We start from the raw sequence: 24,804 nt of genomic DNA, 5'->3' as shown, positions 1-24,804 counted from the left end.
CCCGAATCCGGGGCCGCTTTCCGCTTTTGAAAGGCTAACGATGTCCTGGACAGACGAGCGTGTAGAACTGCTGAAGAAGATGTGGGGCGAAGGCCAGTCGGCCAGCCAGATTGCCAAGGAACTGGGTGGCGTGACCCGCAATGCGGTGATCGGTAAGGTGCACCGCCTGGGCCTGTCGAACCGGACGGCAGGCGCATCCCCGGCCAAGGCGGAACCGAAAGAAAAACCGGCGCCCGCCCCCAAGGCCGAGGCCAAGCCCAAACCTGCACCCAAGACCGAACCGGCGCGTCCGGCCCCGGCCCCGACCGCCGAGGCGAAACCGGTCGTTCCGGCCCGCCGTCAGATCATCCCCGCCGGTCAGCCGCTGCCACCACAGCCATCGGCCAACGAGATCAGCCCCGAGGCGCTGGCCAAGGTCAACGAGGTTGAAAAGAAAGCCAAGAAGCTGACTCTGATGGAATTGACCGAGAAAACCTGCAAGTGGCCCGTGGGCGACCCCGCGACCGAGGATTTCTGGTTCTGCGGCCTTCCGGTTGAGGCGGGCAAACCCTATTGCGAGGCACATGTGGGCGTGGCCTTCCAGCCGATGAGCTCGCGCAGGGATCGTCGGCGGTAGAATTCAGCTATGAACGCTGCTATCAGCGGCGTGACATTATCTTCTTTCTCAGCTGCCCACCCGTCGCAAGATGAGTGGGCAGTATTTTTTTGAACCAAGAGATTTGGTCATTCAGCCCGCCATGAAATACAAGATCCTGTTCTGCGCCTACAGCGTGCTGATTTTCGCGGCATACATCGAGCCGTTTGACCCTTCGATATTCGAGCCGAATGAGCGCGGAAAAACCCCGCCTTTGTTTTTTCAGGCCACATACTTGTATTCATGGCTTGCGCCCGCCATTCCCGCATTCGTTGGTGGCCTTGTGCTACTGGGATTGCCTTCGATTCCACGACTCGTCGCCAGATGTATTGCCGTTTTTTCAATCGTTTCCGGTTTGTTTCTGACGTTATTTGGCATGGTGCTCTCGCTTGGTTCTGACACCCAGATTCTGCACGGTGTCACCCTGACGACAGCCGTCGCCGTAAGCTTTCTGATTTGGTCGGGATCGGGCGGGCAGCCACAGCCTTCTCTGGTGGCGAAGATTGGTATTTCAATCGGGACAATCGCCGCGCTCTGGTCGTTGTTGACAGTTCCGATGATCCTTGTTCAAGCGCATTTCATTGCGGACGGCGCGCCCTATTGCATCGCTGAACACTCGAAAAACGCGCCAATCGAGGCAGTACGCGATTTACGGGGCTTCTCATTCTACACGACTGCGACGGGATACAAATCCACGTCAAAATGGTACTTTCACGGCCTGATGATAGTAGATCACCCCGATGCGCAACGGGTCTATAACTGGTCTCCAGGAAGATGGCGTTTCGATCTGGTTGAGCGCCCGGATGCAATGCTTGTGTCAGTCAGAAATGTCTGCGTCCCAAGCTGACCACTACTGCGCCGGATGCGATGGTAAATTTGGCATCGCGACCCATCCGGGCAGTTCGTCCGGCGAAACTGAAACATGCAGGCGTTCTGAAGGGTCCTGCCCGACCTTGCGGTGCTTTCGCAGCAGGAAAATCTTGCCCCAGCTGCGCCATGTGCCAACCGACGGCGCATGGGGGTCAATGGGAAACCGATCGCGCCAGCCGTCGGGCAATGTCAGACCGTGCAATTCCGCCTTGTCCAGCATCCAGATCAGGGAAATGTTGCTCAGCGGCCGCGCCTCTTCGTAGCCGTTCAATTGGCCACCTATGTCGCCATGGGTTCCACGGAACCAGACCTGCTCCACATGGCCCTTGAACTCGGGCGTGCAGGTCCACAGAACTGGTTCGAACACTTCGCGCGTCTCATCCAGCGCCAAAGCGTGATACCCGTGGCGGGTGACCGGGCCCAGCTGATGGTTGTGAAAGGCGTGCTTCTCCTCGGCCCTGCGCCACAGCAGCGGCAGACGCAAACCCAGCGCCTTGACCGTGTCCCAGGCGCCGATCATCTCGATCTCGACCCCGTCGTGGCAGAAACGTCGGCGGAAATCGCTGGCGGCGATGCCGTCTGGATTGCATTCATAGTGGCGGTACGCTTGCCGTATGTTTCGTTCAGTGGCGTGTTCCGCCTTGAGCAGGCCGATCATGTCGATCACGCCGGCCAGACTGCGCACGCCATAGGCACCGCGCGAATAACCGATGAAAAAGATCTTGTCGCCCGGCTTGTAGCGGGACGCCAAATACCCATAGGCGCGACGGATCTGACGGTTGATGCCCCGGCCCATCATCACGTCCAGCGAGGACTTCCAGCTTTCCCACTGCACGCCTGCCTCGTAGAACACCGAAACCTTGCTGCCCATCTCGCAGCACAGGCGAAATGTCTGACCGGCGTGGGTTTCAAACCCCGGTTCCAGAGTGGACATGGTGCCATCAAGAATGATGACATGGCTGATCGGTTCGCGGTGCCGCGTCTCGGCGGAATGCTCGGACCGCAAAGGGCGCCCGAGCCATCCCAGAACCTTTCTACTCAGCCGCGACAGATTCATGCGTCAGCAATTCCCATACTTTGTGAGGTGTGAAAGGCATGTCCGCCTGCCGCACCCCGTGGTCCCAGAGCGCATCCTGAACCGCGTTCGCGACAGCGGCCAGTGCGCCCACGGTGCCAGCCTCGCCACACCCTTTCATCCCCATCGGGTTCGAGGTTGACGGAACCGGCGCCGAGGTGAACTTAATCATGGGTATGTCGGTTGCACGGGGCAAGGCGTAATCCATAAACGAAGCCGTGAGCAGTTGCCCATGTGCATCGTGCACGACATGTTCGGTCAGGGCCTGGCCGATACCCTGCACCACCCCGCCATGTACCTGCCCTTCGGCCAGCATCGGATTGATAAGATTGCCAAAATCGTCAACCACCGTGTAGCGGTCCACCCAGGTTTCGCCGGTGCAAGAATCGATCACGACTTCGGCAACATGCGCGCCGTTCGGGTAGCTGCGCGCATCCAGATTGGCGCGGGCCTCATGTTGCAGCAGATCCGTTCGACCATCGGCACGCGCCATCTCGGCGGCTTCGGTCAGGGTCGGCGTCAGGTTGGAGCCCGGCGCTCGGAATGTCTCGTGGTCAAAACTCACATCGTTTTCCTCGACCCCCATCTTATCGGCAAGATAAGGCGTGAATGCGGCGATCATCTTGTCAATCGTGGCCAGGGTGGCGGTGCTTTGCACCGTGACCGAGCGAGACCCGCCAGTGCCGCCGCCATGGGCAAGCCGGTCGGTATCGCCCTGAATGACGGTGATCTTGTCAATGGGGATACCCGTCTGATCTGACAGGAACTGGGCGTAGACCGTCTCATGCCCCTGCCCGTTCGATTGTGTGCCGACGTAAAGATTCACCGTTCCATCCTCGCAAAACGCGAACTTCGCGTTTTCGGAAGGGTCCCCCAAAATGCTTTCGATATAGTAACAGAGACCCTGCCCCCGGATCAGACCGCGTTCGGCATCCGCAGCTTTGCGGGCCTCGAACCCTGTGGTCTGGTCGGCCGCGCGGGTGAGAACCATGTCGAAATCGCCGACATCATACGTTTCGCCGGTGGAAGTGGTGTAGGGGAAATCGGCGGGGCGGATGAAATTCCTGCGCCGCAGTTCCCATGGGTCAACGCCCAGTTCACGCGCGGCGCGGTCCATCGCGCGTTCAAGCACGTAAATCGCCTCGGGGCGGCCCGCACCGCGATACGCATCCACCTGCGTCGTGTTCGTATAGAAGCCTTCGACCCGCAAATAGGTGGTCTGAACGTCATAGACACCCATCAGCACTTTGCTGAACAGGCTGGTCTGGATCGCCTGACCAAAGTGGCTGTTGTATGCGCCAAGGTTCACCTTGCTGTGGACCCGATAGGCGGTGATCTTGTGATCGGCGTCGAAGGCCAGCTCGGCCAGCGAGGTCAGATCGCGGCCATGATGATCAGACAGCATCGCCTCGGATCGGTCGGACATCCAGTGCACCGGCTGACCCAGCTTCATCGCCGCCACGGAGACGCAGAAATATTCAGGGTACGGCATGACTTTCATACCGAAACCACCACCCACATCCGGGGTCGTGACGCGTATGTCGTCCGCATCCAGTTTCAGTTTTTGTGCCAGTTGGGCCTTCATCGCCCATACGCCCTGACCTCCGTAGGAGAAATGCAGGCGCCCCTCGGACCAGTTCGCCTGACATCCGCGCGGCTCCAGCGAACTGATGATGACCCTGTTGTCGGTGACGTTCAGCGACACGGTATGCGCGGCCGCCTGAAAGGCTGCCTGGGTCGCGGTTTCGTCGCCCAACCCCCAATCGAAAGCTCGGTTCTCGGGCGCTTCCGCGTGCAGGATCTCGCCCCCGGCCTCGACGTCCAACTTGGCCGGGCGCTCTTGCGTATCCATCCAGATCAATTCAACCGCGTCCTGCGCCTGCGTCAGGGTATCCGCAATGACAACTGCCACCGGCTCGCCCACGAAACGCACGCGATCCCTGGCCAGTATGTGCCGGTCCGGCGCAGCGGCCCTGGACCCATCCCGGTTCTGCAAGACCGCCGCATTCAGCACCGTGTCGATGCCTGATGCGGCCAGATCGTCTAGCGTCATGACCAGCCGAACGCCGTCGGCAGCCCGCGCGGCCTCGACATCCAGAGAGGTGATGTCACCATGCGCCACCGGGCTGCGGAAGAATGCGGCAAACAAAGCGTTCCCGGGCACCGCATCGTCCATGTAACGCCCCTGCCCGGTCAGGAACCGTTGATCCTCGGTCCGTTTCACCGGCTGGCTTCTGCCGAACTTTTCCATGGGTGGCCCTCCTGCGCGATATCAGGGCGAGCCTAGCCCGCGACCCGGCGATGTCCAGCGGGGTTCACCAAATTCGTTTGCGCGCAAAGGATGTTCGGCTAGCCTTTGGCCATGAGCTGGACGCATGATACCGTTTTTCCCTTCTCTGCCCCGATGACCAGCGGGCAGTCGACCACACATGACGTTTATGTCGGCGGCGAAGGCCCACCGATCCTGATCCTTCAGGAACTGCCCGGGATCGGGCCCGAAACGCTGGCGTTGTCCGCCAAGCTCAATGCATCCGGCTTTCGCGTCTACCTGCCTCATTTGTTTGGAACCTATGGCAAGGTTGAAATGGCTAAGAACATGGCCCGGTTGTTCTGCGTGCGGCGCGAGTTCAACATTTTCGCCCGTGGCAGGCAGAGCCCCATTGCAGAATGGATGCGCGCCCTGACCCGTGAGATCAAGCAGCGCGAAAACAGCGCCGGTGTGGGCGTCATCGGCATGTGCCTGACCGGTAGTTTCGCCCTTACCCTCATGGCCGAAGACGCCGTTCTGGGCGGAGTAGCCAGCCAACCTGCGCTGCCGATCCTCGGGGGCCGCCATCTGCATATGAGCGCTGAAGACATCGGCGCGGCCTCTGCGGGTATGGCCGCGAAAGGCCCCGGTCTGGCGATGCGGTATTCCGAAGACAAGCTTGCACCAAAGAAACTGATGCGGGCGCTTGAACAGGCGTTCGGCAATCTGTTGGATACCGTCGAATATCCCGGCAAGGATCATTCGCTGCTGACGCTGGATTTTCATGTTCCCGCCTATCAACGCGTTGACGCCTATTTCAAAGCACGCTTTGGCATGGCTTAGGCGCACTAGGCCTTCCCCTTGCCGCGCGCATTCGCTATTGCAGGCGCTGACCCGAATTTGTTGACGCAGGACGCATCCCATGGCGATGGAAAAGACATTCAACGCGGCCGAGGCCGAGGCCCGGATCTACAAGGCCTGGGAACAGGCCGGAGCCTTCAAGGCAGGCGCGAACAAATCGCGCGACGAGAGCTTTTGCATCATGATCCCGCCGCCGAACGTGACCGGTGCGCTGCATGTGGGCCACGCGTTCAACAACACCCTACAGGACATCCTGATCCGCTGGCACCGCATGCGTGGCTTTGACACGTTGTGGCAGCCCGGCCAGGACCACGCCGGCATCGCAACCCAGATGCAGGTCGAAAAGATGCTGGCCGCCACCCAACAACCTAGCCGCAACGAATTGGGCCGCGAAAAGTTTCTGGAGAAAGTCTGGGAATGGAAGGGTGAATACGGCGGCACCATCATCGAGCAGCTGAAACGCCTCGGCTCTTCATGCGACTGGTCGCGCAACGCCTTCACCATGGCCGGCGCGGCGGGCGACCCGCGCACGGGCCATGAAAACAGCCCCAACTTCCACGACGCGGTCATCAAGGTTTTTGTCGACATGTACGACAAGGGCCTGATCTACCGCGGCAAGCGGCTGGTCAACTGGGACCCGCATTTCGAAACCGCGATTTCGGACCTCGAGGTCGAGAATATCGAGGTCGCCGGCCACATGTGGCACTTCAAATACCCTTTGGCGGGCGGTGAGACATATGAGTATTTGGAAAAAGATGAAGATGGGAATGTGATCTTCCGCGAGGAGCGTGATTATATTTCCATTGCCACCACCCGCCCCGAGACCATGCTGGGCGACGGCGCGGTCGCGGTGCACCCCTCGGACGAACGCTATGCGCCGATCGTCGGCAAGCTGTGCGAAATCCCGGTTGGTCCGAAAGAGCATCGCCGCCAGATCCCGATCATCACCGATGACTACCCCGACCCGAATTTCGGCTCGGGCGCGGTGAAGATCACCGGCGCGCATGACTTCAACGACAACATGGTCGCCAAGCGCGGCGGCATTCCGATGTACCGCCTGATGGACACCAAGGGCGCGATGCGGGCCGATGGGGCCCCTTATGCCGAAGAGGCAGGCAAGGCACAGGAATACGCGCGCGGCCGCGCCTTCACCGAGAACGAAATCGACGCGATCAATCTGGTGCCGGATCATCTGCGCGGCCTCGACCGGTTCGAAGCGCGGGCCAAGGTGGTGGAAGAGATCACCGCTGATGGTCTGGCCGTGATGACCCGCGCGGATGATCCGCGCCTGGGATCAACCGCTTTGAAGCCGGATCAGGAAGGCGCCGACACGCTGGTGCCGCTGGTCGAAAGCAAACCGATCATGCAGCCCTTCGGCGACCGGTCGAAGGTGGTGATCGAGCCGATGTTCACCGATCAGTGGTTCGTCGATGCCGCCAAGGTCGTCGGCCCCGCGCTGGACGCGGTCAAGGACGGCACGGTCAAGATCATCCCCGAGTCGGGCGAGAAGACCTATTACCACTGGCTGGAAAATATCGAGCCCTGGTGTATCAGCCGCCAACTGTGGTGGGGGCATCAGATTCCGGTTTGGTATGGTCTCGACCTGTCGGCAGAAGACTTCATTGACGACGAGAATGATGGCGACCTTGATCTGGTTGAATTGGGTCGTTTGCTGAACGAAGGCGGCATGCTGCACCGTGGCAATGTCATGGAGTGTGCCGCGAGCTTCGAGGCCGTTACCGAAAAGTTTCTTGACGACAATGCGGACATTCCCAGCCCCCTTAGCCACGCGACCGTGATCGAAGTCGCCGACAAGCAGGAGGCGATCCATCGGTTCGCCGAAAGCCTGGCGCAGTACGCCGTTGAACAGGATCCGACCAAGCTGGTTTACCCGGTCTGGCGCGACCCGGATGTGCTGGATACCTGGTTCTCCTCCGGCCTCTGGCCCATCGGCACGCTGGGCTGGCCCGAACAGACCGAGGAGTTGCAGCGCTACTTCCCCACGGACGTTCTGATCACCGGTTTCGACATCCTGTTCTTCTGGGTCGCCCGGATGATGATGATGCAGCTGGCCGTGGTCGATCAGATCCCATTCCACACCGTTTACCTGCACCAGCTCGTCCGCGACGAGAAGGGCAAGAAAATGTCCAAGACCACCGGCAACGTCATTGACCCGCTGGAGATTGTGGACGAATTCGGCGCCGACGCGCTGCGCTTTACCAACGCGTCTATGGCGGCGATTGGCGGCGTGCTGAAACTGTCCCGCGAACGCATCACCGGTTATCGCAACTTTGGCACCAAGCTTTGGAACGCCGTCCGCTTTGCAGAGATGAACGAGGTTTTCACCGATGCCGTCCCGCAGCTGGACGTTGCCGATCTGAAACCCAAGGCCGCCGTGAACCGCTGGATCATCGGCGAAACCGCCCGGGTGCGCGAAGAGGTCGACGCGGCGCTGGACAGCTACCGCTTCAACGACGCGGCGAACGGGCTTTATGCCTTTGTCTGGGGCAAGGTCTGTGACTGGTATGTGGAACTGTCCAAACCTCTGCTGCAAGGCGATGACGCCGAGGCCCAGGCTGAAACCCGCGCCACCATGCGCTGGGTTCTGGATCAGTGCCTGGTCCTGCTGCACCCGATCATGCCATTCATTACCGAGGAACTGTGGGGCCTGACCGGCACCCGCGCCAAGATGTTGGTGCATGCCGACTGGCCGACCTATGCCGCCGCCGAACTGGTCGATGCCGACGCGGATCGCGAAATGAACTGGGTGATCTCGGTGATCGAGAACACCCGTTCGGCCCGCGCCCAGATGCGCGTTCCGGCCGGTTTGTACGTGCCGATGCTGGTGACCAAGATCGACGCCCACGGCCAGGCCGCCTGGGACCGGAACGAGGCGCTGATCAAGCGACTGGCCCGGATCGACAGCCTGACCAAGGCCGACACGCTGCCCAAGGGCACCATCTCTATCGCGGCGCCCGGCGCGTCCTTTGGCCTGCCGCTGGCGGATATCATCGACATCGGCGCGGAAAAGGAACGGCTGGAAAAGGCCAAGGGCAAGCTGGCCAAGGAACTTGGTGGCCTGCGTGGCCGTCTGAACAACCCGAAATTCGTGGCCTCGGCCCCCGCAGAGGTCGTGGAAGAGGCCAAAGCCAACCTCGCCGCCCGCGAAGAGGAAGAGGCGAAACTGAACGAGGCGCTAGCCCGACTGACCGAAATCGCCTGATCTTCATCTTTTCACAAATACTCAAATCCGGAACCCCGCCGCGGCCACAACGGCGGGGTTTTCTTTTGCACGCTCGGGCCTTGCCCGACCCTGCCCCTGCTTGTTAGCAATCAGCGAACACATTTCTCCGAGGCCGTCATGACGCACAATGCCCCACCGCTCCAGACAGTCTCGACCGGGCTGGTTGTGGCAATCGTCGGTTTTTTCAGCTCTTTCCCGATCGTCTTGCAGGGGTTGGCGGCGATGGGCGCGTCCCCGGCGCAGGCGGCGTCCGGATTGATGATGGCGGCGATCGCCATGGGCCTGACCGCCATCGTGCTGAGCCTGTGGTACCGACAGCCGATCAGCGTGGCCTGGTCCACGCCGGGTGCGGCCCTACTGGCGGTTTCCGCCACACCTGCGCTGGGGTTTGCCGAAGCGACAGGCGCGTTCCTTTGTGCAGGGGCTTTGACCGTGTTGGCCGGGCTGTGGCGACCATTGGGGCGAATGGCTGCGGCTATACCGACGACCCTGGCGCAGGCCATGTTGGGGGGCGTCTTGCTGCCGCTTTGCATATTGCCCTTTCAGGCAGCGGTTGACCTGCCATGGCAAGCCTTGCCCGTAATTCTGACATGGTTCATCGCCGGCCGGATCAACCGCCTGTTTGCCGTTCCGGCTGCGGTCGTGGCAGCGGCAGCCGTCGTCGTTCTGAACGCCGGGGACGCGTCGCTGACGCCGACACAATGGGTCGCGGCTCCGGTCTGGACCACGCCCAGCTTCTCTGTGGCTTCGGTCATCGGGATTGCCGTGCCGCTGTTCATCGTCACGATGGCGACCCAGAACATCCCCGGCATCGCGGTGATCCGCAGCTTTGGCTATGCGCCGCAGACCGGCAAACTGTTCTCGTCCGTGGGTTTTTCCAGCATCTTGTCTTCTCCGTTCGGTGCCCCCGCCACCTGCCTTGCGGCGATCACCGCTGCGATGTGCGCGAACGAGGACAGCCACCCCGACCCCGCGCAACGCTATTGGTCTGCCGTGATGGGTGGATTGTTCTATTGCCTGTTCGGGGTGTTCGCCGTGGCGATTACCGGGTTCGCCATTCATGCCGATCCACTGTTGATGGGCACGCTGACCGGTGTTGCGCTGATCGGGGTGATGGCCAATGCCACATCCGCCGCGCTGGAAGTTCCGGCCGAGCGCGAAGCGGCCATCCTGACCTTTGCCATCACTGCATCAGGGATCACCGCGTTCGGGCTTGGTGCGGCGGTCTGGGGCTTGCTGGCAGGCGGGATGGCCTATCTTGTGAAACTACGCTTTCGCTAAACGGGTTCAAACCGCACTTCAAAGCAAGTATGAAGAGGCCATGTTTGGAGCGTTGGGAAAACTGGTCGAGCGCCAGATCAAGAAAGCCCAGGCCGAGGGTCAGTTGCAGGGCCTCGAGGGCGAAGGCCAACCACTGCCTGACCGGTCATCCGAGGCATTGAGCGATCCGGCCACCGCCGCCGGCCATCGGATCATGGCGCAGGCAGGCGTAATGCCGGAAGAATTCGACATCAAAAAGCAGCTCGACACAGCGCGGCAGGACTATGCGACCCTGACGGACCCCGCCGAGCGCAAGGCCGCAATGGCCCGTATCGCCGATCTGGAAATGCGCTACAACATGGCCCGCGACGCACGGCGGGCCTTCATGCGGTGATCATTTGAATTCAGGCTTGCGGCCCTGCATCTGCGCCATCACCACTTCCATTTGATCAGGCTTGCCGATCAATTCCACCTGTTCAGCGGATTCCGCCATCAGAACGTCTGCGCGTGCCTGAGTTTCGGCGACTTCGATCAATCGCTTGGCGGCACGGATGGCCGAAGGGCTTTGGCCGGCGATGTTCTCGGCGATGGCAAGCGCCTCGGTCAACGGGTCACCGGACAGCTGCGTGACAAGGCCCCAATCGGCCGCCTGCGGTGCGCCGATCGGGCGGGCTGTGTAAGTCAGCAGGCGCAGCACGTCCGAGCGGACCAGCCGAGGCAGAAGAACCATGCCACCCATGTCGGGGATGATGCCCCATTTCATCTCCATCACGGCCAGTTTCGCTTCGGGATGCGCGATACGGATATCCGCGCCCAGCGCGATTTGCAGGCCACCGCCATAGGCCACACCGTGAATTGCGCAGATCACCGGAACCGGAACGCGACGCCAGATCAGGGCAAGTTCCTGCATTTCGTTGGCGTCTTCGTGGCTGCGGGTCATCAGCCATTCCGTGGGGTCCATATGGGCCATCTTGGCAAAGCTTGCCATGTCGAGCCCGGCGCAAAAGCTTTTGCCTTCACCGGACAGGACCACGGCACGAGCATCCGATGCGGCGACCTCTTGCCCGGCGGACAGAAGCGCCTTGATCATTGCATCATCCAGCGCATTCATCTTGTCGCCTCGGGTCAGAGTGACATGGGCAACGTGGTCTTGATAGGCAACGGATACGCGTGACATGGGGGACCTCCCGAAATTCAATTGTTGCAAACATGCCCGGACAGAGTGCGGAATACCACTGCGACGTCAGGGCATTTCGCTGACAGGCATTCGTCCGAACCACGGGGAATCGAGGGTCATGACATAGAACTGATCCCCCGCAATCTTGCCCCCGGTCGTGATGCCCAAGCGGCCGTGCGGGTCCTGTAGCGTGCGCAGGATCGTACCGTCTCCATCAAACTGCACCATCATGCCGCGATGGATTGGCGCGGGGCGTGCTGCCGGACCCAACCGCCAGATCACCTTGCGCAGGAACGGGTACGGCATCAGCGCCTCGGACGGGACCCGCGGGCTGGCGAAGGCCATCCAATAGGTGCCGTCACCCTGAGCCTCGAGGTTGTCAGGATAGCCGGGCAGGTTTTCCAACAGGATCTCTTGTTGCCCTGCTTTTTGTCCAGTCAGCCACAGCTTGTGCACGCGCGCGCGACCTGTTTCCGCGATCAGCAGAAAATCCTCATCAGGTGAAAGCGCGACACCGTTAGTATAGACAAAGCCCTCGGCGATTTTCTCGGTGCGGCCATCGGGTGTGCGACGCGCGACGTAACCCGTATCGGACTGTTCCCAGATGGTGAGGACAGAGGTCGGTTTGGTCCCGCCCATGGTTTCAGGATCGAAGCGGTCAGATGAATTCGAGAAGTAGACCGTGCCATCCCGCGCCAGATCCAGCTGGTTGGCGTAGATCACCGGGGCGCCGTTGATGTCGCCCACCAGCGTGTCCAATGTGCCCGGACCGGTCCAACGCATCACGCCCCGATAGCTGTCAGCGATGTAAAGCGCGTCATCCGGTCCGGCCTTGAGGCCCAGGGGACGCCCACCAAGTTGGTCAACCTCGACGGGTTCCGCCCCGTCGATGCGGTAAAGGGTACCTGACAGGCTGGTTGTGTAGATCGCCCCATCTGGCATGACGGCGATGTCTTCGGGCCCGATCTCTTGACCCGGCAGGCGGATCAGCTGCGCCGCGTCCAGTGCCGTATTTTCAACGAAATCCCCGACAAACCCGGCATCTTCCGGCATTTCGACGGCGACAGGTTTTACCGGGACCGGCCAGATCAGAAGATAGGCGAGCCCCAGGAGAATAACGATCGAGAGAATGCGCATCTGCGCTCCTTTATTCATACTTCTTTTCCAGCACGCCCAACGCCTGTGCGCGCTTGCTCATTGATCGGGCTTGGGGTTATCTGCGGACATGACCGGACCTCGATACACCCCGCTTGCCCAATCCCTGCCCGCCACCGTGCCCTTTGTCGGCCCGGAAACGCAAGAGCGCCAGCGCGGCGCGTCCTTTGTGGCCCGACTGGGCGCCAATGAGAGCATTTTCGGCCCCTCGCCCCGCGCGATCGAGGCCATGGCGCAAGCCGCGTCAGAGATCTGGATGTACGGTGACCCCGAAAACCATGACCTGCGCCATGCTTTGGCCGACCATCACGGCGTATCGCCGGAAAATATCGTCGTGGGCGAAGGTATTGACGGGCTGCTGGGCTATCTGGTGCGGCTGATCGTCGGGCCCGGGGATGCGGTTGTCACCTCGGACGGGGCCTATCCGACCTTCAACTATCATGTGGCCGGGTTCGGCGGCATTCTTCACAAAGTGCCGTATTCAGGTGATCACGAGGACCCCTCGGCGCTTTTTGCCAAGGCAGCTGAGGTTGGTGCCAAGCTGGTCTATCTGGCCAATCCGGACAATCCGATGGGCAGCTGGCATTCCGGCGCGGACATCGTGGCTGCCATGGATGCCTTGCCTGATGGGTGCCTTCTGGTTCTGGATGAGGCCTATGTGGAATGTGCGCCCGAAGGGACGGCGGCACCTGTCAGCATAGATAATCCGCGCGTAATCCGGATGCGGACCTTCTCGAAGGTCTATGGCATGGCGGGTGCGCGGGTTGGCTATGCCATGGGCACGACGGATCTGATCGCGGCCTTCAACAAGGTGCGCAACCATTTCGGTATGAACCGCGCCGCGCAGGCCGGTGCTTTGACGGCTTTGCAGGATGGCGCGTGGCTGGAGCATGTTCAGGCGCAGATCGCAGAGGCGCGCGCGCGGATCGGTACGATTGCCCGGGAAAACGGATTGGCGGCCCTGCCTTCGGCCACCAATTTCGTGGCGATTGACTGCGGGCGCGACGGGGATTTTGCCAAGGCCGTGCTGGGCGCCCTGGTGGCGCAGGGGATTTTTGTCCGAATGCCGTTCGCGGCACCGCAGAACAGGTGCATTCGGGTAAGCTGTGGTCCGGCGTCTGATCTGGACGCGTTTGCCGCCGCGTTGCCCAAGGCGCTCGCGGTCGCGCGGGTGCGCTGATTGATCCCTTTGCGCCCAGTCGGACGGCAAAGGGGGGCTGTCTGCCCCCCATCGCGCCAGGGCGCGATTCCCCCCGAGGATATTTTTGGCCAGATGAAGAGGCGGATACTGCGGAGACGCCCGTAGGGTGTCAGGCCGCCAGCACGGCGGCGGCGGCTTCGAGGGCCCCCTTGCCACGCGATATGTCAAGTGAAGCCATGCCCGTTTCCACACCGCCCAGAATCGCCATGACCATCTGCCCGTTGATATGCCCCATGTGGCCGAGACGGAAACAGCTGTCATAATCCTCCATCCCAAGGCCGATGCCCAATGTCAGGCCCAACCGGGTTTCAGTGAACGTACGCAGGGCCGTGCCACGACCTTCCGTCAATCGCAGGGCCGTGACGGCGTGGCTGCGAAAGGCACGGTCGGCAACGTTCAGGTACAACATGCCGCCTTCGGCCCAGGTCTCACAGGCCGCCCAGATGGCATTGGCCAGGCGCTCATGGCGGGCCCAGACCTGCTCGATCCCCTCTGCATGGATCAGATCAAGCGCGGCGCGCAGGCCATAGAGGTGGTGCGTGGGCGCGGTGCCGTTGAAATACTGATAGAACAGATCTGGATTAGCGCGCGGCTGCCAGTCCCAATATTGCGAAACGCGCGGCATGGTGGCCCGTTTGGTTTGTGCTTTCTCGTTGAAGAAAACAAAGCCGATGCCCGCCGGGGTCATCAGGCCTTTTTGGCAAGCGGCAACTGTGACATCGACGCCCCAGCCATCCATCTCGAACCTGTCACAACCCAACGAGGCAATGCAGTCTGCCATCAACAGCGCCGGGTGTTGCAGGTCGTCCAGAAGCCTGCGCAGCGCCGGGATGTCGTTCCGGATCGAACTGGATGTATCCACGTGGACCGCCAGAACCACCTTGATCTGGTGGTTTCGATCCGCACGCAACGCGTCTGCGATCCGGTCGAAATCCCAGGCTGACGAGGTACCGAAATCGATCAATTGGACCTTTGCCCCGATCCCTTCGGCCATTTCTGCCCAGCCATGGGTGAACCTGCCCGAGGCAGGGGCCAGAACGGTTTCGCCGGGGGCGATCACGTTGGACAGTGCCGCCTCCCAGGTGCCGTGGCCATTGGCGATATAGATGGCAACGTTGTGCTTTGTGCCGGCAACCCGGCACAGATCGCGCGTCAGGCCGGGCATCATATCAATAAGTTCGCCATCATAGATGTTGGGCGACGGACGGTGCATGGCTTGCAAAACCGCGTCCGGCATGACCGAAGGGCCCGGAATGGCCAAATATGTCCGCCCCTGGGAAAGGGAAACTGTCTGTGTCATGGGGTCAACCTGTATGAATTGACGCCCACATTACCGAGAGGCCGCGCGGCGTCAATCCGCCAGCTTCGACGCCTCGCGCGCAAGTGTCTCGATCCCGGCCCAATCGCCGTTTTCGACCAGTTGCTTTGGTGCGACCCAGCTTCCACCAGCGCAGATCACGTTGGGCAATGACAGGTAGTCGCTGGCGTTGGAAGGCGACACGCCACCCGTCGGACAGAAGCTGATCTGGGGCAGCGGCGCGCCGATTGCCTTGAGCGCGGGCGCGCCGCCCGACGCCTCGGCCGGGAAGAATTTCAGCATGTCATAGCCCTTTTCCAGCAACGCCATAGCCTCGCTTGCCGTCGCGGCACCGGGCAGCAGCGGCAGGTCTTCGGCCTCGCAGGCCGCAATCAGGGCATCCGTGGCACCGGGGGAAACGCCGAAAAGCGCACCCGCTTGTTTGGCATCGCGGACATCTTCGGGCGTGACCAGTGTGCCTGCACCGACCACGCCGCCGGGCACCTCGGACATGACCTTGATCGCATCCAGTGCCGCCGGGGTGCGCAAGGTCACCTCAAGCGCGGGCAAGCCGCCGGCGATCAGCGCCTCGGCCAGCGGGCGGGCCTGTGCGGCGTCATCGACAACCAGCACCGGAACAATGGGCGCCAGGGCGCAGATTTCGCGGGTGCGTTGAGTTTTGGACATCTATTACGCTCCAAATATGCTGGCGCCAGTGTCGGCGGACCCGACATTCTGCCGGAACGCAGCGAAGAGATCGCGCCCGACACCGTGTTGATTGGTAGAAAGGTCGGCGGTGGCGGGGGACCGGTCCAATACCCCTTTGGTCAGGATTTCCAGGTCGCCGTTGACCGCGTCGACACGCAGGATATCACCGTCTTGCAGGTAGGCGATGGGCCCGCCGTCCAGCGCCTCGGGGCAGACATGGATGGCGGCGGGTACTTTGCCGGATGCACCCGACATGCGACCATCTGTGACCAGCGCCACCTTTTGCCCCCTGCCTTGCAGGATCGACAGTATCGGGGTCAGAGAATGCAGTTCAGGCATCCCATTGGCCTTTGGCCCCTGAAAGCGGACCACGACGATGACGTCATCTGTGAACTCTCCGGCCTTGAAGGCGGCTTTTACCTCATCCTGATCGTGGAACACCCGCACGGGTGCTTCGACGACCTGATGTTCTGGCGCGACGGCTGATACTTTCATGACCCCGGTGCCCAGATTACCGGTCAGGCGCGACAGGCCCCCGGTGGGCTGGAACGGGTCATTGGCCGGGCGCAGGATCTTTTCGTTCAGGCTGTGTCCCGAACCATCCTGCCAGATCAACTCACCATCGATCAGTTTGGGTTCCTTGGTATAGTTGTGCAGCCCCTGCCCTGCGACGGTCAGCGTGTCCGGGTGCAGCAAGCCTTGTTCAAGCAATGTACCGATCGTGTACCCAAGTCCGCCGGCCGCGTGGTAATGGTTCACATCCGCCAGGCCGTTGGGATAAACCCGCGCAACCAGCGGAACCACAGCGGAAATATCGGAAAAATCCTGCCAGTCCAACACGATACCACCAGCGCGCGCCATGGCGATCAGGTGGATCAGCAGATTGGTTGAACCACCGGTCGCCATCAGACCGACGATGCCATTGACGAAAGCGCGTTCATCGAGAACCTGACAGACCGGTGTATAGCTGTTGCCCAGCGCGCTGAGCGACAGGGCACGGCGCGCGCCTTCCTCGGTCAGGGCGTCACGCAGCGGGGTATTCGGATTGACGAAGCTGGAACCCGGCAGGTGCAGCCCCATAAACTCCATCAGCATCTGGTTGGTATTGGCGGTGCCATAAAAGGTACAGGTGCCGGGGCCGTGATAGGCCGCCATTTCAGCCTTCATCAGCTCTTCGCGGCCCACTTCCCCGGCGGCGAATTTCTGTCGGACCTTGGCTTTTTCGTCGTTCGGCAAGCCGCTGGTCATCGGGCCTGCGGGCAGGAATACGGCCGGCAGATGGCCAAAGGCCTGCGCGCCGATGATCAAGCCGGGCACAATCTTGTCACACACCCCAAGAAAAACAGCCGCGTCATAGGTGTTGTGGCTAAGCGCCACACCGGTTGCCAGCGCGATGACGTCGCGCGAGAACAGCGACAGCTCCATCCCCGCTTCGCCCTGGGTGACACCGTCGCACATGGCTGGCACACCGCCTGCCACCTGTGCCGTTCCGCCGGCGGCGCGGATCGCGTCGCGGATCAGGGCGGGATAACGTTCAAACGGCTGATGGGCCGAAAGCATGTCATTATAAGCGGTGACAATGCCCAGATTGCCGGCGGTGCCGGTGGCCATCGATTGCTGATCTTCGCCTGCGCCCGCATAGGCATGGGCCTGACCGCTACAGGACAGATGCGCACGGGCAGGACCCTTGGATCTGGCCTGCTCCATCCGTTCAAGATGTGGGCCGCGCAGATCGGCGCTGCGGTCGATGATCCGTTTGGTGACATCGGAAATGACTGAGTGAACCATGATTACCCTCCGATCTGACGCCAGCGGCGCCCATCGCGATGCATCAGCATCAATGCTTCTTCGGGGCCTGAACTGCCCTGATCGTACCGGGATGGGCGGTCTCCGCGCTGCTCCCAGCCCTGAATGATGGGGTCGACCCAGGCCCAGGCGGCCTCGGCCTCGTCCCCACGCATGAACAGTGTCTGATCGCCACGGATGACATCCATGATCAGCCGCTCATAAGCGTCGGGGGCTTGCGCTTCGGCCCCAAGCGCATCGGCAAAACTCATGTCCAACGCAACATCCGACAGCCGGAAGCCCCCCGGCCCCGGATCCTTGATCGTGGTGCGCAGGGTGATGCCTTCGTCAGGCTGCAACCGGATCACCAGAACGTTTCCGTGCAGAGGGCCGACATTGGGAAAAATCGTGTGCGGCGGATCGCGGAAGAACACCGCGATTTCGGATTCCCGCGCGCGCAGACGCTTGCCAGTGCGCAGATAGAACGGCACACCTGCCCAACGCCAGTTGCCGATATGAACCTTGAGGGCGATGAAGCTTTCGGTTCGGCTGGCGGGGTTGCCGACATGATCGACATAACCGCCCTCGCCCTTTTCGGCCCGGTACTGACCGCGCGCGATGTCAGACTGGGCCACGGGCTCGAGCGCTTCGATCACCTTGACCTTTTCGTCGCGCACCGCGTTGGGTGAGAATTTCGACGGCGGTTCCATTGCGGTCAGACACAGCAACTGAACCAGATGGTTCTGGACCATGTCCCGCATTGCGCCGGACTGATCGTAATAGGCCCCGCGCCCTTCGACGCTTACGGTCTCGGCCACCGTGATCTGCACGTGGTCGATATGGGTCGAATTCCAGAGGGGTTCGAACAGCGAGTTGGCAAAGCGCAGCGCCATCAGGTTCTGCACGGTCTCTTTGCCCAGATAATGGTCGATCCGGTAAATCTGATGTTCTTCGAAACAGGCACGCAAGCCTTCGTTCAGCGCCTTCGCCGAGGCAAGATCGTGCCCAAATGGTTTTTCGACGACAATGCGGCTGTCCGGTGTCGCAAGACCGGCGTCATGCAGCCGCTGCGCTATACCCGAAAAAAGGCTTGGACCAACGGATAAATAAAAGGCCCGCACGACGTCTTCGCGCATCCGTTCTTTCAGATCGGACCACCCGGCCTCGCCCAGCGCATCCACGGGCACATATTCGACATGGGCAAGAAACTGATCCAATGTTTCCCGGGAAAAACCGGGCGCGAACTGTTCCATCGATTTGCGGACCTGATCGCGAAACCCGTCATTGTCGATATCAGAGCGTGCCGTACCGATGATCCGCGCGCCGTCGGGCATTTGGCCGACCTCAAAGCGATGGTACAGGCCCGGCAGGATTTTACGCTGCGCCAGATCGCCGGTCGCACCGAAAAGCACCAGATCAAATGGCTCTACCGGAATTACGCGTGAAACCATCACAGGCTCCTTCTGAATTTGCCGATATTAGCTTAGCACGGCGTGATTCCGCGCAAAACCTGACATGTTATCGCTAACACTGCCTGTCTATTAGAAAGCCGCCCATGAAAAATCAAGCACAGTTTGAAGAAACCGTGCCGTTTAGCGCATCAGGTCTGATGGCGCAGCCAGTCCATGACCGCAGGACGCACCGATTGCTCTCCGCGGTGGCGCGCGTCAGCGATGATTTTGCGAACCTCCGCCAGATTGGACCGCAACAGCAGGCTTTTGACCGGGCCGATCGAGGCAGGCCGCATCGACAGTGTCCGTATCCCCATCGCCGCAAGGCACAAGGCCTCGACCGGGCGGCCTGCATCTTCACCACAGAAGCTGAGCGGCGTGTCCGAGATATCGCAGCGTTCGACGATGCGTTCCATCAGGCTCAGGAAGCTGACATTCAGCGTGTCATAGCGGCGCCGGACCAGTTCGTTCTCACGGTCAGCGGCAAAGAAGAATTGCTTTAGATCGTTCCCGCCAATCGAAATGAAGTCCACTTCGTCAAAGAACTTCTGCGGCGCAAAGGCCAGCGACGGCGTTTCCAGCATCGCGCCAACTTCAAGCATCTCGGGCAACACATGACCCAATCGCTTTTCCCGCTCGATGGTTTTGTTCACTTCCCAGCGGGCTTCGCGATATTCCTCGGCCTGCGCGACAAAAGGGAACATGATGGTCAGCGGTCGACCATTGGCCGCGCGCAGCAGGGCCTGCAACTGCATCCGCATCACGCCGCGCTTGTCCAGACCGACCCGAATGGCGCGCCAGCCCAGCGCCGGGTTTGGTTCCGCCACGTGCTTCATATAGGGCAGAACCTTGTCCGACCCGATATCGAGTGTGCGGAATACCACCCTTTTGCCACCAGCCGCGTCCAGAACGCGCTGATACTGGCTGACCAGTTCTGACCGTTTCGGCATCTGGTTGCGGATCAGGAATTGCAGTTCAGTGCGGAACAGGCCAACGCCCTCGGCGCCCGAGGTGCCAAGCGATGGCAGGTCGGCCATCAGACCTGCATTCATCACAAGGTTAATCCGCGATCCGTCCCGCGTCACGCAGGGTGTTTCGCGGATCGACGCATAACGTTCCTGCGCCTTTGCCTGCATCGCGATCTTGTCGCGGAAGGCACTGACCACGCTGTCTTCCGGGCGCAGATGCACAACACCTTGATCACCATCCACCAGAATGTGATCTCCGTTCAGGGCCTCGGTGGTGATCCGGCCTACATGCACGACCAAAGGAATCGCAAGCGCCCGCGCAACAATCGTGGCATGACTGCCGACAGAGCCTTCTTCAAGCACGATCCCCTTCAGCGCCCGTCCGTATTCCAGCAAGTCGCCGGGGCCGATATTGCGCGCGATCAGGATCGGATCGGGTGGCAGATCAGCACTGTCCGTCTTGCCTTGCCCGGTCAGGATGCGCAGCAGGCGATTGCTGAGATCGTCCAGATCCGCAAGACGTTCACGCAAGTACGGATCGGTGACCTGCCCCATGCGCGCCCGGGCCTGAGATTGTTCTTTTTCGACCGCAGCTTCGGCGCTGAGACCCAGGGCTATGTCTTCCTCCATCCGCCGCATCCAGCCTTTGGAATTGGCAAACATGCGGTAAGCTTCCAGAACCTTCAGCTGTTCCTTGTCGCCGCCCTGCGAAATTTCGAGCATCTTGTCGACGCCGACGCGCAGTTCCTCCACCGCTTCGACCAGACGTTCGCGCTCTTTGTGCGGGTCTTCGGCAATGGGGTTGGTAACCACCACGCGGGGTTCGTGCAGCCAGACATGCCCTTCGGCAGACCCTTCCTGCGCCGGGCCGCCGCGCAGCAGAACCGATTGCTGGTGCAGAGGTGACAGGGCCGCGCCTTCGCCGACAAAGGCGCCAAGCTCGGCCATTTCGGCGAGCACCATGGCCACTACTTCCAGCGCATAGACCTCATCGGCGGAAAACTCGCGCGCCTCGCGGGACTGGACGACCAGAACGCCCAGCTTTTCCCCAAGGCGTTGAACCGGCACACCAAGGAACGAGGAAAATCGTTCCTCGCCGGTTTCCGGCATGTAACGAAAGCCCTTGGCCGACGGCGCGTCGGCGGTGTTGACGACCTTGCCGAACTTGGCGACCCGCCCCACAAGACCTTCGCCCATGCGCATCCGGGTTTTATGGACCGCTTCCGGAGACAGCCCCTCGGTCGCGCAAAGCTCCAGCGTGTCTTCATCGCGAAACAGGTAGATGGAACACACCTCGGCCCTGATACTGTCGGCAATCAGGTGCGTGATCCGGTCAAGACGTTCCTGACCGGCGGCTTCGCTCGCCATTTCTTCGCGCAACCGCCGCAGCAGCTTGCGGGATTCTGTTTCCGTGCCGTCCGCCATGGCCCAACCGATTTAGTGTGTCAGGCGATACCTTTGGCCGATAAGCTCAGGCCGCCTTGTCCAGTTCAAAGGCATCATGCAGTGCCTGAACAGCAAGTTCCATGTATTTCCTGTCGACAAGGACGGAAATTTTGATCTCGGAGGTTGTAATGACCTTGATGTTGATCCCCTCATCCGAGAGCACCTTGAACATCTTGGCCGCCACGCCCGATTGCGAGCGCATCCCGATACCCACAACCGAGACCTTGCAGACATCAGTATCTGCAACCAGTTCGGCATAGTTCAGCTCGCCCTTTTCCTTGATCGCCAGCAGCGCTTTTTCGGCGCGGGCCACCTGATCGGTGGGACAGGAAAAGGTCATGTCCGTGCGCCCCTCGTCCGAGATGTTCTGGACGATCATGTCGACATTCACGCCCTCTTCGCTGAGCGCCGAGAAGATAGTCGTGGCGATGCCCGGTCGGTCGGCCACGGAAACAACGGTCATCTTGGCTTCGTCGCGGGAATAGGCCACACCGGCCACAACATTGGATTCCATAATATCCTCCTCGTCGCAGACCAGCGTGCCGGCCTCATCGGATTGTTCTTCAAAGCTTGAGAGAACGCGCAGTTTCACTTTGTATCGCATCGCAAGTTCGACCGAGCGGGTTTGCAGAACCTTGGCACCAAGCGACGCCAGTTCCAGCATTTCTTCGAACGAGATGCGGTCCAGCTTACGTGCCTTTTCGCAGATGCGTGGATCGGTGGTATAGACGCCATCAACGTCCGTATAGATATCGCAGCGTTCGGCGTCGAAGGCTGCTGCAAAGGCAACCGCCGTTGTATCCGACCCACCCCGGCCCAATGTCGTGATCCGGCCTTCCGGGCTGATGCCCTGGAACCCGGCAACCACGGCAACACGCATACCTTCGCTGAATTTCTGGTTCAGGTTCTCTGTCGGAATTTCTTCGATCCGCGCCTGACTGTGCGCGCTGGTGGTCAGCAGCGGCACCTGCCAGCCCTGCCAGCTGCGCGCGGGGATGTCCATTTCCTGCAAGGTCAGGGCCATCAGGCCAGCGGTTACGTTCTCGCCCGAGGACACGACGGCATCGTATTCCCTGGCGTCGAACAGAGGCGACGTTTCGTTCACCCAGCCCACAAGCTCGTTGGTCTTGCCCGACATGGCCGAGACGATGACGATCACGTCATAGCCCTTGGCAACTTCAACGCCGATACGTTTGGCGGCGCGGCGGATGCGGTCCAGATTGGCGACCGATGTGCCGCCGAATTTCATTACGAGTACGGGCATGGGGGCAAAAGTCTCCGCGCCTTGGATTAGAAGTTCCGTGCCTCATAAGCGAGGGGCACCGCAAGGGCAAGGGCGCAAAGCGGTCGCCCCTGCGGCGCAGGGCCGCTTTACATTGCACTGGCGCAATGTCAGCCTAAGGACACCAACCAGATCAAGAGGTTCTTTATGTTTCGCCTAGCCCTCGCCTTAGTCCTATTGTCATCGCCTGCACTGGCCCAGGTCGCGAGTGTCGCCGGGACAGATGGCAAGAACGCGCTGGGCACAATTCCCTGCGCTGCAAATGCCGGTGATCCCGTACAAAGCTGCCACGCCGAACTGCGCCGCCATGATGACGGAAGCATAACGGTCGCAGTGGCCTTGGGAGGCGGACATGTGCGCAATATCTATTTCAAGGATGGTGTGCCGGAATCCAGCAATTCGACCTCGAAAATCTCACATGAAACGCGAGGCGATATGATGGTGGTCTACATTGAACCTGGTGAGGTCTTCGAAATCCCCAAAGCCGCATTGACCTCTCAGTAGGCGTGCGGTTGCCCGTCATAGGTTTCAAAACAGCCCGTAGTGCTTAGAGACAAGGCATCAAATCGTTCAATCAGGCCGGATACGGCCTGATCCACATCGATATCCGCCGCTGCACCGCCCATATCCGTCTGAACCCAGCCCGGATGATAGATGCCGACGGCAATCCCGTCATCTTTGAGATCCATCGCCAGATTCCGCCCCAGGTTCAGAGCCGCCGCCTTGGACGCGCGATAGATGTAACTGCCACCCGGTGCAAGCGTGTGCGACGCCATTTTCGACGAAAGGATCGCAACTTTACCGCCCGCGGCGCGCAGGTTGGGCAAAAGGGTCTGTATCGTCAGAAAGACCCCCGTGACATTTACCGCAAAGCTGTGCGCCCACATGTCGGCCGGATAGCCATCGATCGAATGCCCCTTGTCCAGATACACGCCGGCATTGCAGACCAGCAGATCGACAGGCTGGTCTTTCATCTGTTCTGCCATGGCTGATTGCTGCACGGGATCGGCCACATCCAGACGCACCTGCATCCTGCCGTCACGCGCCGTCCCAGTGACTTTGTCCCCCCGGTTCACGAAACGCTTTGCCAGGGCTTGCCCGATGCCGCGATTGGCGCCGGTGATCATGATGTGCATGATCAATTGGTCTTTCTGCTGGGGACAAACGGCAGCGGAGCCACCGGCACGCCATCTTCGATCAGGGATTTCGCCTCATCCAGCTTGGCTTCTCCGTAAATGGCACGCTCCGGCGCCTCGCCCAGATGAATCTTGCGCGCCTCACTGGCGAAATCTTTCCCGACATAATCCGAGTTTTCTTCGACATGGCGGCGCATCTCGGCCAAAACCTTCTCGATTTCGGGCGATGGCGTTGCAACGTCGATCTTTTTTTCCGGGGCGGAACGGATTTCATTTTCCTTCCGGGCATTCCGCGCCGGGCGGACGCGTGGCGTCATGACCGCTTTCTCGACCTGTGTGCACCCGCAAACCGCGCAGGTGACCATACCCACAGAGGCCAGCTTGTCATAGGCTTCTGCGGATTGGAACCAACTGTCGAAACTGTGGCCTTCGCTGCATTTCAACGCGTATTGAATCATGTTCAGTCCAAAAAAACGATTGGCGAATAGATACCGATCAAGGTGACAATATCAAGCCTATCAGATGCTACTTTAGTGTGAGTACGGCTTAAAGTCGCGCAACAATTCAGCAAGCTCATGAGAATCGACCTTTATCGCTGCTTTTTTCGGCGAAAACCATTTGCGCCGACGCTCGGTCTTTTCCGGGTATTCCTGCGACACAGTACTTACATGCACTGGAAAAACATCCACCAGACACAAGGATGGGGGCCGGTTAGAATGATGTTTGTGGTGCAGGAACTGCCCCAGTCGCGCCCCGTTGATCCGGCCAGATACACCCGCCTCTTCCCAAGCCTCTTGCAATGCGGTTTCCTGCGGGCTCAGACCGGGGATGAGCCATCCTTTGGGAATGATCCATCGCCGCGACTTGCGTGTCGTGACCAACAAAACCTTGGGTCGGCCGCGCTTGATCCGGAAACACAAAGCCGAGGATTGCCGCAAAACTGGCTGCCTTGCAGCTTTTGGAAGGTCATGAAGCAACAATCGTGCTTTCATCGAGCGACGCTCCC

Annotated in this window: 21 protein-coding genes; 8 read left to right on the top strand and 13 right to left on the bottom strand. The window is 60.7% G+C overall.

Going from position 1 to position 24,804, the window contains the following annotated elements; genetic code table 11:
- Nucleotides 1-40: 40 nt before the first annotated feature.
- Both GS614_RS15350 and GS614_RS15345 read left to right on the top strand, forming a co-directional pair.
- Entirely contained in the window at nt 41-616 is a 576-nt protein-coding gene (locus tag GS614_RS15350; RefSeq protein WP_152457300.1) for a GcrA family cell cycle regulator, read from the top strand.
- Between the two features lie 121 nt (nt 617-737).
- Nucleotides 738-1,481, top strand: a complete 744-nt coding sequence (locus tag GS614_RS15345) for a hypothetical protein (protein WP_171363730.1) — start codon at nt 738-740, stop codon at nt 1,479-1,481.
- Between the two features lie 3 nt (nt 1,482-1,484).
- Here GS614_RS15345 and GS614_RS15340 read toward each other — a convergent pair whose 3' ends face one another.
- Both GS614_RS15340 and GS614_RS15335 read right to left on the bottom strand, forming a co-directional pair.
- Nucleotides 1,485-2,561 carry a DUF2235 domain-containing protein gene (locus GS614_RS15340; RefSeq protein ID WP_171726723.1) on the bottom strand — a complete coding sequence of 359 codons (1,077 nt, stop codon included), beginning with the start codon at nt 2,559-2,561 and terminating at the stop codon, nt 1,485-1,487.
- The gene (locus GS614_RS15335; RefSeq protein ID WP_171726722.1) at nt 2,539-4,830 is read right to left on the bottom strand and encodes a xanthine dehydrogenase family protein molybdopterin-binding subunit; all 2,292 of its coding nucleotides are present in this window, start codon (nt 4,828-4,830) and stop codon (nt 2,539-2,541) included. The genes GS614_RS15340 and GS614_RS15335 overlap by 23 nt, the downstream gene beginning before the upstream one ends.
- A gap of 111 nt (nt 4,831-4,941) precedes the next feature.
- On the opposite strand from GS614_RS15335, the gene GS614_RS15330 reads away from it, so the two are divergent.
- From GS614_RS15330 to GS614_RS15315, 4 genes are all read left to right on the top strand, one after another.
- Nucleotides 4,942-5,670 (top strand): dienelactone hydrolase family protein, encoded by a 729-nt coding sequence (locus GS614_RS15330; RefSeq protein ID WP_171726721.1) that lies wholly within the window; start codon nt 4,942-4,944, stop codon nt 5,668-5,670.
- Between the two features lie 79 nt (nt 5,671-5,749).
- Nucleotides 5,750-8,911, top strand: a complete 3,162-nt coding sequence (locus GS614_RS15325) for a valine--tRNA ligase (RefSeq protein ID WP_171726719.1) — start codon at nt 5,750-5,752, stop codon at nt 8,909-8,911.
- 138 nt (nt 8,912-9,049) lie between these two features.
- Nucleotides 9,050-10,213: a benzoate/H(+) symporter BenE family transporter gene (locus GS614_RS15320; RefSeq protein ID WP_171726718.1), complete on the top strand. Its 1,164-nt coding sequence runs from the start codon at nt 9,050-9,052 to the stop codon at nt 10,211-10,213.
- 40 nt (nt 10,214-10,253) lie between these two features.
- Nucleotides 10,254-10,586 (top strand): DUF1992 domain-containing protein, encoded by a 333-nt coding sequence (locus GS614_RS15315; RefSeq protein WP_171726717.1) that lies wholly within the window; start codon nt 10,254-10,256, stop codon nt 10,584-10,586.
- Here GS614_RS15315 and GS614_RS15310 read toward each other — a convergent pair whose 3' ends face one another.
- Together GS614_RS15310 and GS614_RS15305 are read right to left on the bottom strand one after the other, a co-directional pair.
- Nucleotides 10,587-11,369: a crotonase/enoyl-CoA hydratase family protein gene (locus GS614_RS15310; protein ID WP_171726716.1), complete on the bottom strand. Its 783-nt coding sequence runs from the start codon at nt 11,367-11,369 to the stop codon at nt 10,587-10,589. It lies immediately after the preceding gene.
- Between the two features lie 66 nt (nt 11,370-11,435).
- Entirely contained in the window at nt 11,436-12,524 is a 1,089-nt protein-coding gene (locus GS614_RS15305) for an SMP-30/gluconolactonase/LRE family protein (protein WP_253285387.1), read from the bottom strand.
- A gap of 70 nt (nt 12,525-12,594) precedes the next feature.
- Here GS614_RS15305 and GS614_RS15300 point away from each other — a divergent pair, with 70 nt between their 5' ends.
- A complete protein-coding gene (locus GS614_RS15300; protein WP_171726714.1) occupies nt 12,595-13,704 on the top strand; it encodes a pyridoxal phosphate-dependent aminotransferase in 1,110 nt (369 codons plus the stop codon).
- 130 nt (nt 13,705-13,834) lie between these two features.
- Here GS614_RS15300 and GS614_RS15295 read toward each other — a convergent pair whose 3' ends face one another.
- The 6 genes from GS614_RS15295 to GS614_RS15270 all read right to left on the bottom strand — a co-directional run bounded on the left by GS614_RS15295 (nt 13,835) and on the right by GS614_RS15270 (nt 22,644).
- Nucleotides 13,835-15,025: an alanine--glyoxylate aminotransferase family protein gene (locus tag GS614_RS15295; RefSeq protein ID WP_171726713.1), complete on the bottom strand. Its 1,191-nt coding sequence runs from the start codon at nt 15,023-15,025 to the stop codon at nt 13,835-13,837.
- Between the two features lie 51 nt (nt 15,026-15,076).
- Nucleotides 15,077-15,709 carry a bifunctional 4-hydroxy-2-oxoglutarate aldolase/2-dehydro-3-deoxy-phosphogluconate aldolase gene (locus tag GS614_RS15290; RefSeq protein ID WP_171726712.1) on the bottom strand — a complete coding sequence of 211 codons (633 nt, stop codon included), beginning with the start codon at nt 15,707-15,709 and terminating at the stop codon, nt 15,077-15,079.
- Between the two features lie 3 nt (nt 15,710-15,712).
- Complete coding sequence (gene edd / locus GS614_RS15285; protein ID WP_216601184.1) at nt 15,713-17,518, bottom strand: phosphogluconate dehydratase; 1,806 nt, start codon at nt 17,516-17,518, stop codon at nt 15,713-15,715.
- 2 nt (nt 17,519-17,520) lie between these two features.
- Nucleotides 17,521-18,966 (bottom strand): glucose-6-phosphate dehydrogenase, encoded by a 1,446-nt coding sequence (zwf, locus tag GS614_RS15280; protein ID WP_171170799.1) that lies wholly within the window; start codon nt 18,964-18,966, stop codon nt 17,521-17,523.
- Between the two features lie 149 nt (nt 18,967-19,115).
- Nucleotides 19,116-21,359 (bottom strand): phosphoenolpyruvate--protein phosphotransferase, encoded by a 2,244-nt coding sequence (ptsP, locus tag GS614_RS15275; RefSeq protein ID WP_171205660.1) that lies wholly within the window; start codon nt 21,357-21,359, stop codon nt 19,116-19,118.
- Nucleotides 21,360-21,405: 46 nt separating this feature from the next.
- Entirely contained in the window at nt 21,406-22,644 is a 1,239-nt protein-coding gene (locus GS614_RS15270; RefSeq protein WP_152457283.1) for an aspartate kinase, read from the bottom strand.
- 165 nt (nt 22,645-22,809) lie between these two features.
- Between GS614_RS15270 and GS614_RS15265 the strand changes: the two genes are divergently transcribed.
- The gene (locus GS614_RS15265) at nt 22,810-23,166 is read left to right on the top strand and encodes a hypothetical protein (RefSeq protein ID WP_171726711.1); all 357 of its coding nucleotides are present in this window, start codon (nt 22,810-22,812) and stop codon (nt 23,164-23,166) included.
- On the opposite strand, the gene GS614_RS15260 is transcribed toward GS614_RS15265, so the two are convergent.
- The 3 genes from GS614_RS15260 to GS614_RS15250 form a co-directional block, all read right to left on the bottom strand.
- The gene (locus GS614_RS15260; RefSeq protein ID WP_171726710.1) at nt 23,160-23,798 is read right to left on the bottom strand and encodes an SDR family NAD(P)-dependent oxidoreductase; all 639 of its coding nucleotides are present in this window, start codon (nt 23,796-23,798) and stop codon (nt 23,160-23,162) included. The two genes, GS614_RS15265 and GS614_RS15260, sit on opposite strands and share 7 nt — an antisense overlap.
- Before the next feature lie 2 nt (nt 23,799-23,800).
- On the bottom strand, nt 23,801-24,256 hold the full coding sequence (locus tag GS614_RS15255; protein ID WP_171726709.1) for a DUF1178 family protein: 456 nt from the start codon (nt 24,254-24,256) through the stop codon (nt 23,801-23,803).
- Nucleotides 24,257-24,328: 72 nt separating this feature from the next.
- Nucleotides 24,329-24,790, bottom strand: coding sequence for an NUDIX hydrolase (locus GS614_RS15250; RefSeq protein ID WP_171726708.1), 462 nt, complete (start codon nt 24,788-24,790; stop codon nt 24,329-24,331).
- Nucleotides 24,791-24,804 lie beyond the last annotated feature (14 nt).

Source organism: Ruegeria sp. HKCCD6604, assembly GCF_013110635.1.
Classification (GTDB): Bacteria; Pseudomonadota; Alphaproteobacteria; order Rhodobacterales; family Rhodobacteraceae; genus Ruegeria.
This window is presented reverse-complemented; position numbering and strand designations above follow the sequence as displayed.

What these genes read in the sequence shown, in the direction of transcription:
- GS614_RS15350 (WP_152457300.1), top strand. Translation starts at nt 41, where the DNA reads ATGTCCTGGACAGACGAGCGTGTAGAACTGCTGAAGAAGATGTGGGGC.
- GS614_RS15345 (WP_171363730.1), top strand. Translation starts at nt 738, where the DNA reads ATGAAATACAAGATCCTGTTCTGCGCCTACAGCGTGCTGATTTTCGCG.
- GS614_RS15340 (WP_171726723.1), bottom strand. Translation starts at nt 2,561, where the DNA reads ATGAATCTGTCGCGGCTGAGTAGAAAGGTTCTGGGATGGCTCGGGCGC.
- GS614_RS15335 (WP_171726722.1), bottom strand. Translation starts at nt 4,830, where the DNA reads ATGGAAAAGTTCGGCAGAAGCCAGCCGGTGAAACGGACCGAGGATCAA.
- GS614_RS15330 (WP_171726721.1), top strand. Translation starts at nt 4,942, where the DNA reads ATGAGCTGGACGCATGATACCGTTTTTCCCTTCTCTGCCCCGATGACC.
- GS614_RS15325 (WP_171726719.1), top strand. Translation starts at nt 5,750, where the DNA reads ATGGCGATGGAAAAGACATTCAACGCGGCCGAGGCCGAGGCCCGGATC.
- GS614_RS15320 (WP_171726718.1), top strand. Translation starts at nt 9,050, where the DNA reads ATGACGCACAATGCCCCACCGCTCCAGACAGTCTCGACCGGGCTGGTT.
- GS614_RS15315 (WP_171726717.1), top strand. Translation starts at nt 10,254, where the DNA reads ATGTTTGGAGCGTTGGGAAAACTGGTCGAGCGCCAGATCAAGAAAGCC.
- GS614_RS15310 (WP_171726716.1), bottom strand. Translation starts at nt 11,369, where the DNA reads ATGTCACGCGTATCCGTTGCCTATCAAGACCACGTTGCCCATGTCACT.
- GS614_RS15305 (WP_253285387.1), bottom strand. Translation starts at nt 12,524, where the DNA reads ATGAATAAAGGAGCGCAGATGCGCATTCTCTCGATCGTTATTCTCCTG.
- GS614_RS15300 (WP_171726714.1), top strand. Translation starts at nt 12,595, where the DNA reads ATGACCGGACCTCGATACACCCCGCTTGCCCAATCCCTGCCCGCCACC.
- GS614_RS15295 (WP_171726713.1), bottom strand. Translation starts at nt 15,025, where the DNA reads ATGACACAGACAGTTTCCCTTTCCCAGGGGCGGACATATTTGGCCATT.
- GS614_RS15290 (WP_171726712.1), bottom strand. Translation starts at nt 15,709, where the DNA reads ATGTCCAAAACTCAACGCACCCGCGAAATCTGCGCCCTGGCGCCCATT.
- edd (WP_216601184.1), bottom strand. Translation starts at nt 17,518, where the DNA reads ATGGTTCACTCAGTCATTTCCGATGTCACCAAACGGATCATCGACCGC.
- zwf (WP_171170799.1), bottom strand. Translation starts at nt 18,966, where the DNA reads ATGGTTTCACGCGTAATTCCGGTAGAGCCATTTGATCTGGTGCTTTTC.
- ptsP (WP_171205660.1), bottom strand. Translation starts at nt 21,359, where the DNA reads ATGGCGGACGGCACGGAAACAGAATCCCGCAAGCTGCTGCGGCGGTTG.
- GS614_RS15270 (WP_152457283.1), bottom strand. Translation starts at nt 22,644, where the DNA reads ATGCCCGTACTCGTAATGAAATTCGGCGGCACATCGGTCGCCAATCTG.
- GS614_RS15265 (WP_171726711.1), top strand. Translation starts at nt 22,810, where the DNA reads ATGTTTCGCCTAGCCCTCGCCTTAGTCCTATTGTCATCGCCTGCACTG.
- GS614_RS15260 (WP_171726710.1), bottom strand. Translation starts at nt 23,798, where the DNA reads ATGCACATCATGATCACCGGCGCCAATCGCGGCATCGGGCAAGCCCTG.
- GS614_RS15255 (WP_171726709.1), bottom strand. Translation starts at nt 24,256, where the DNA reads ATGATTCAATACGCGTTGAAATGCAGCGAAGGCCACAGTTTCGACAGT.
- GS614_RS15250 (WP_171726708.1), bottom strand. Translation starts at nt 24,790, where the DNA reads ATGAAAGCACGATTGTTGCTTCATGACCTTCCAAAAGCTGCAAGGCAG.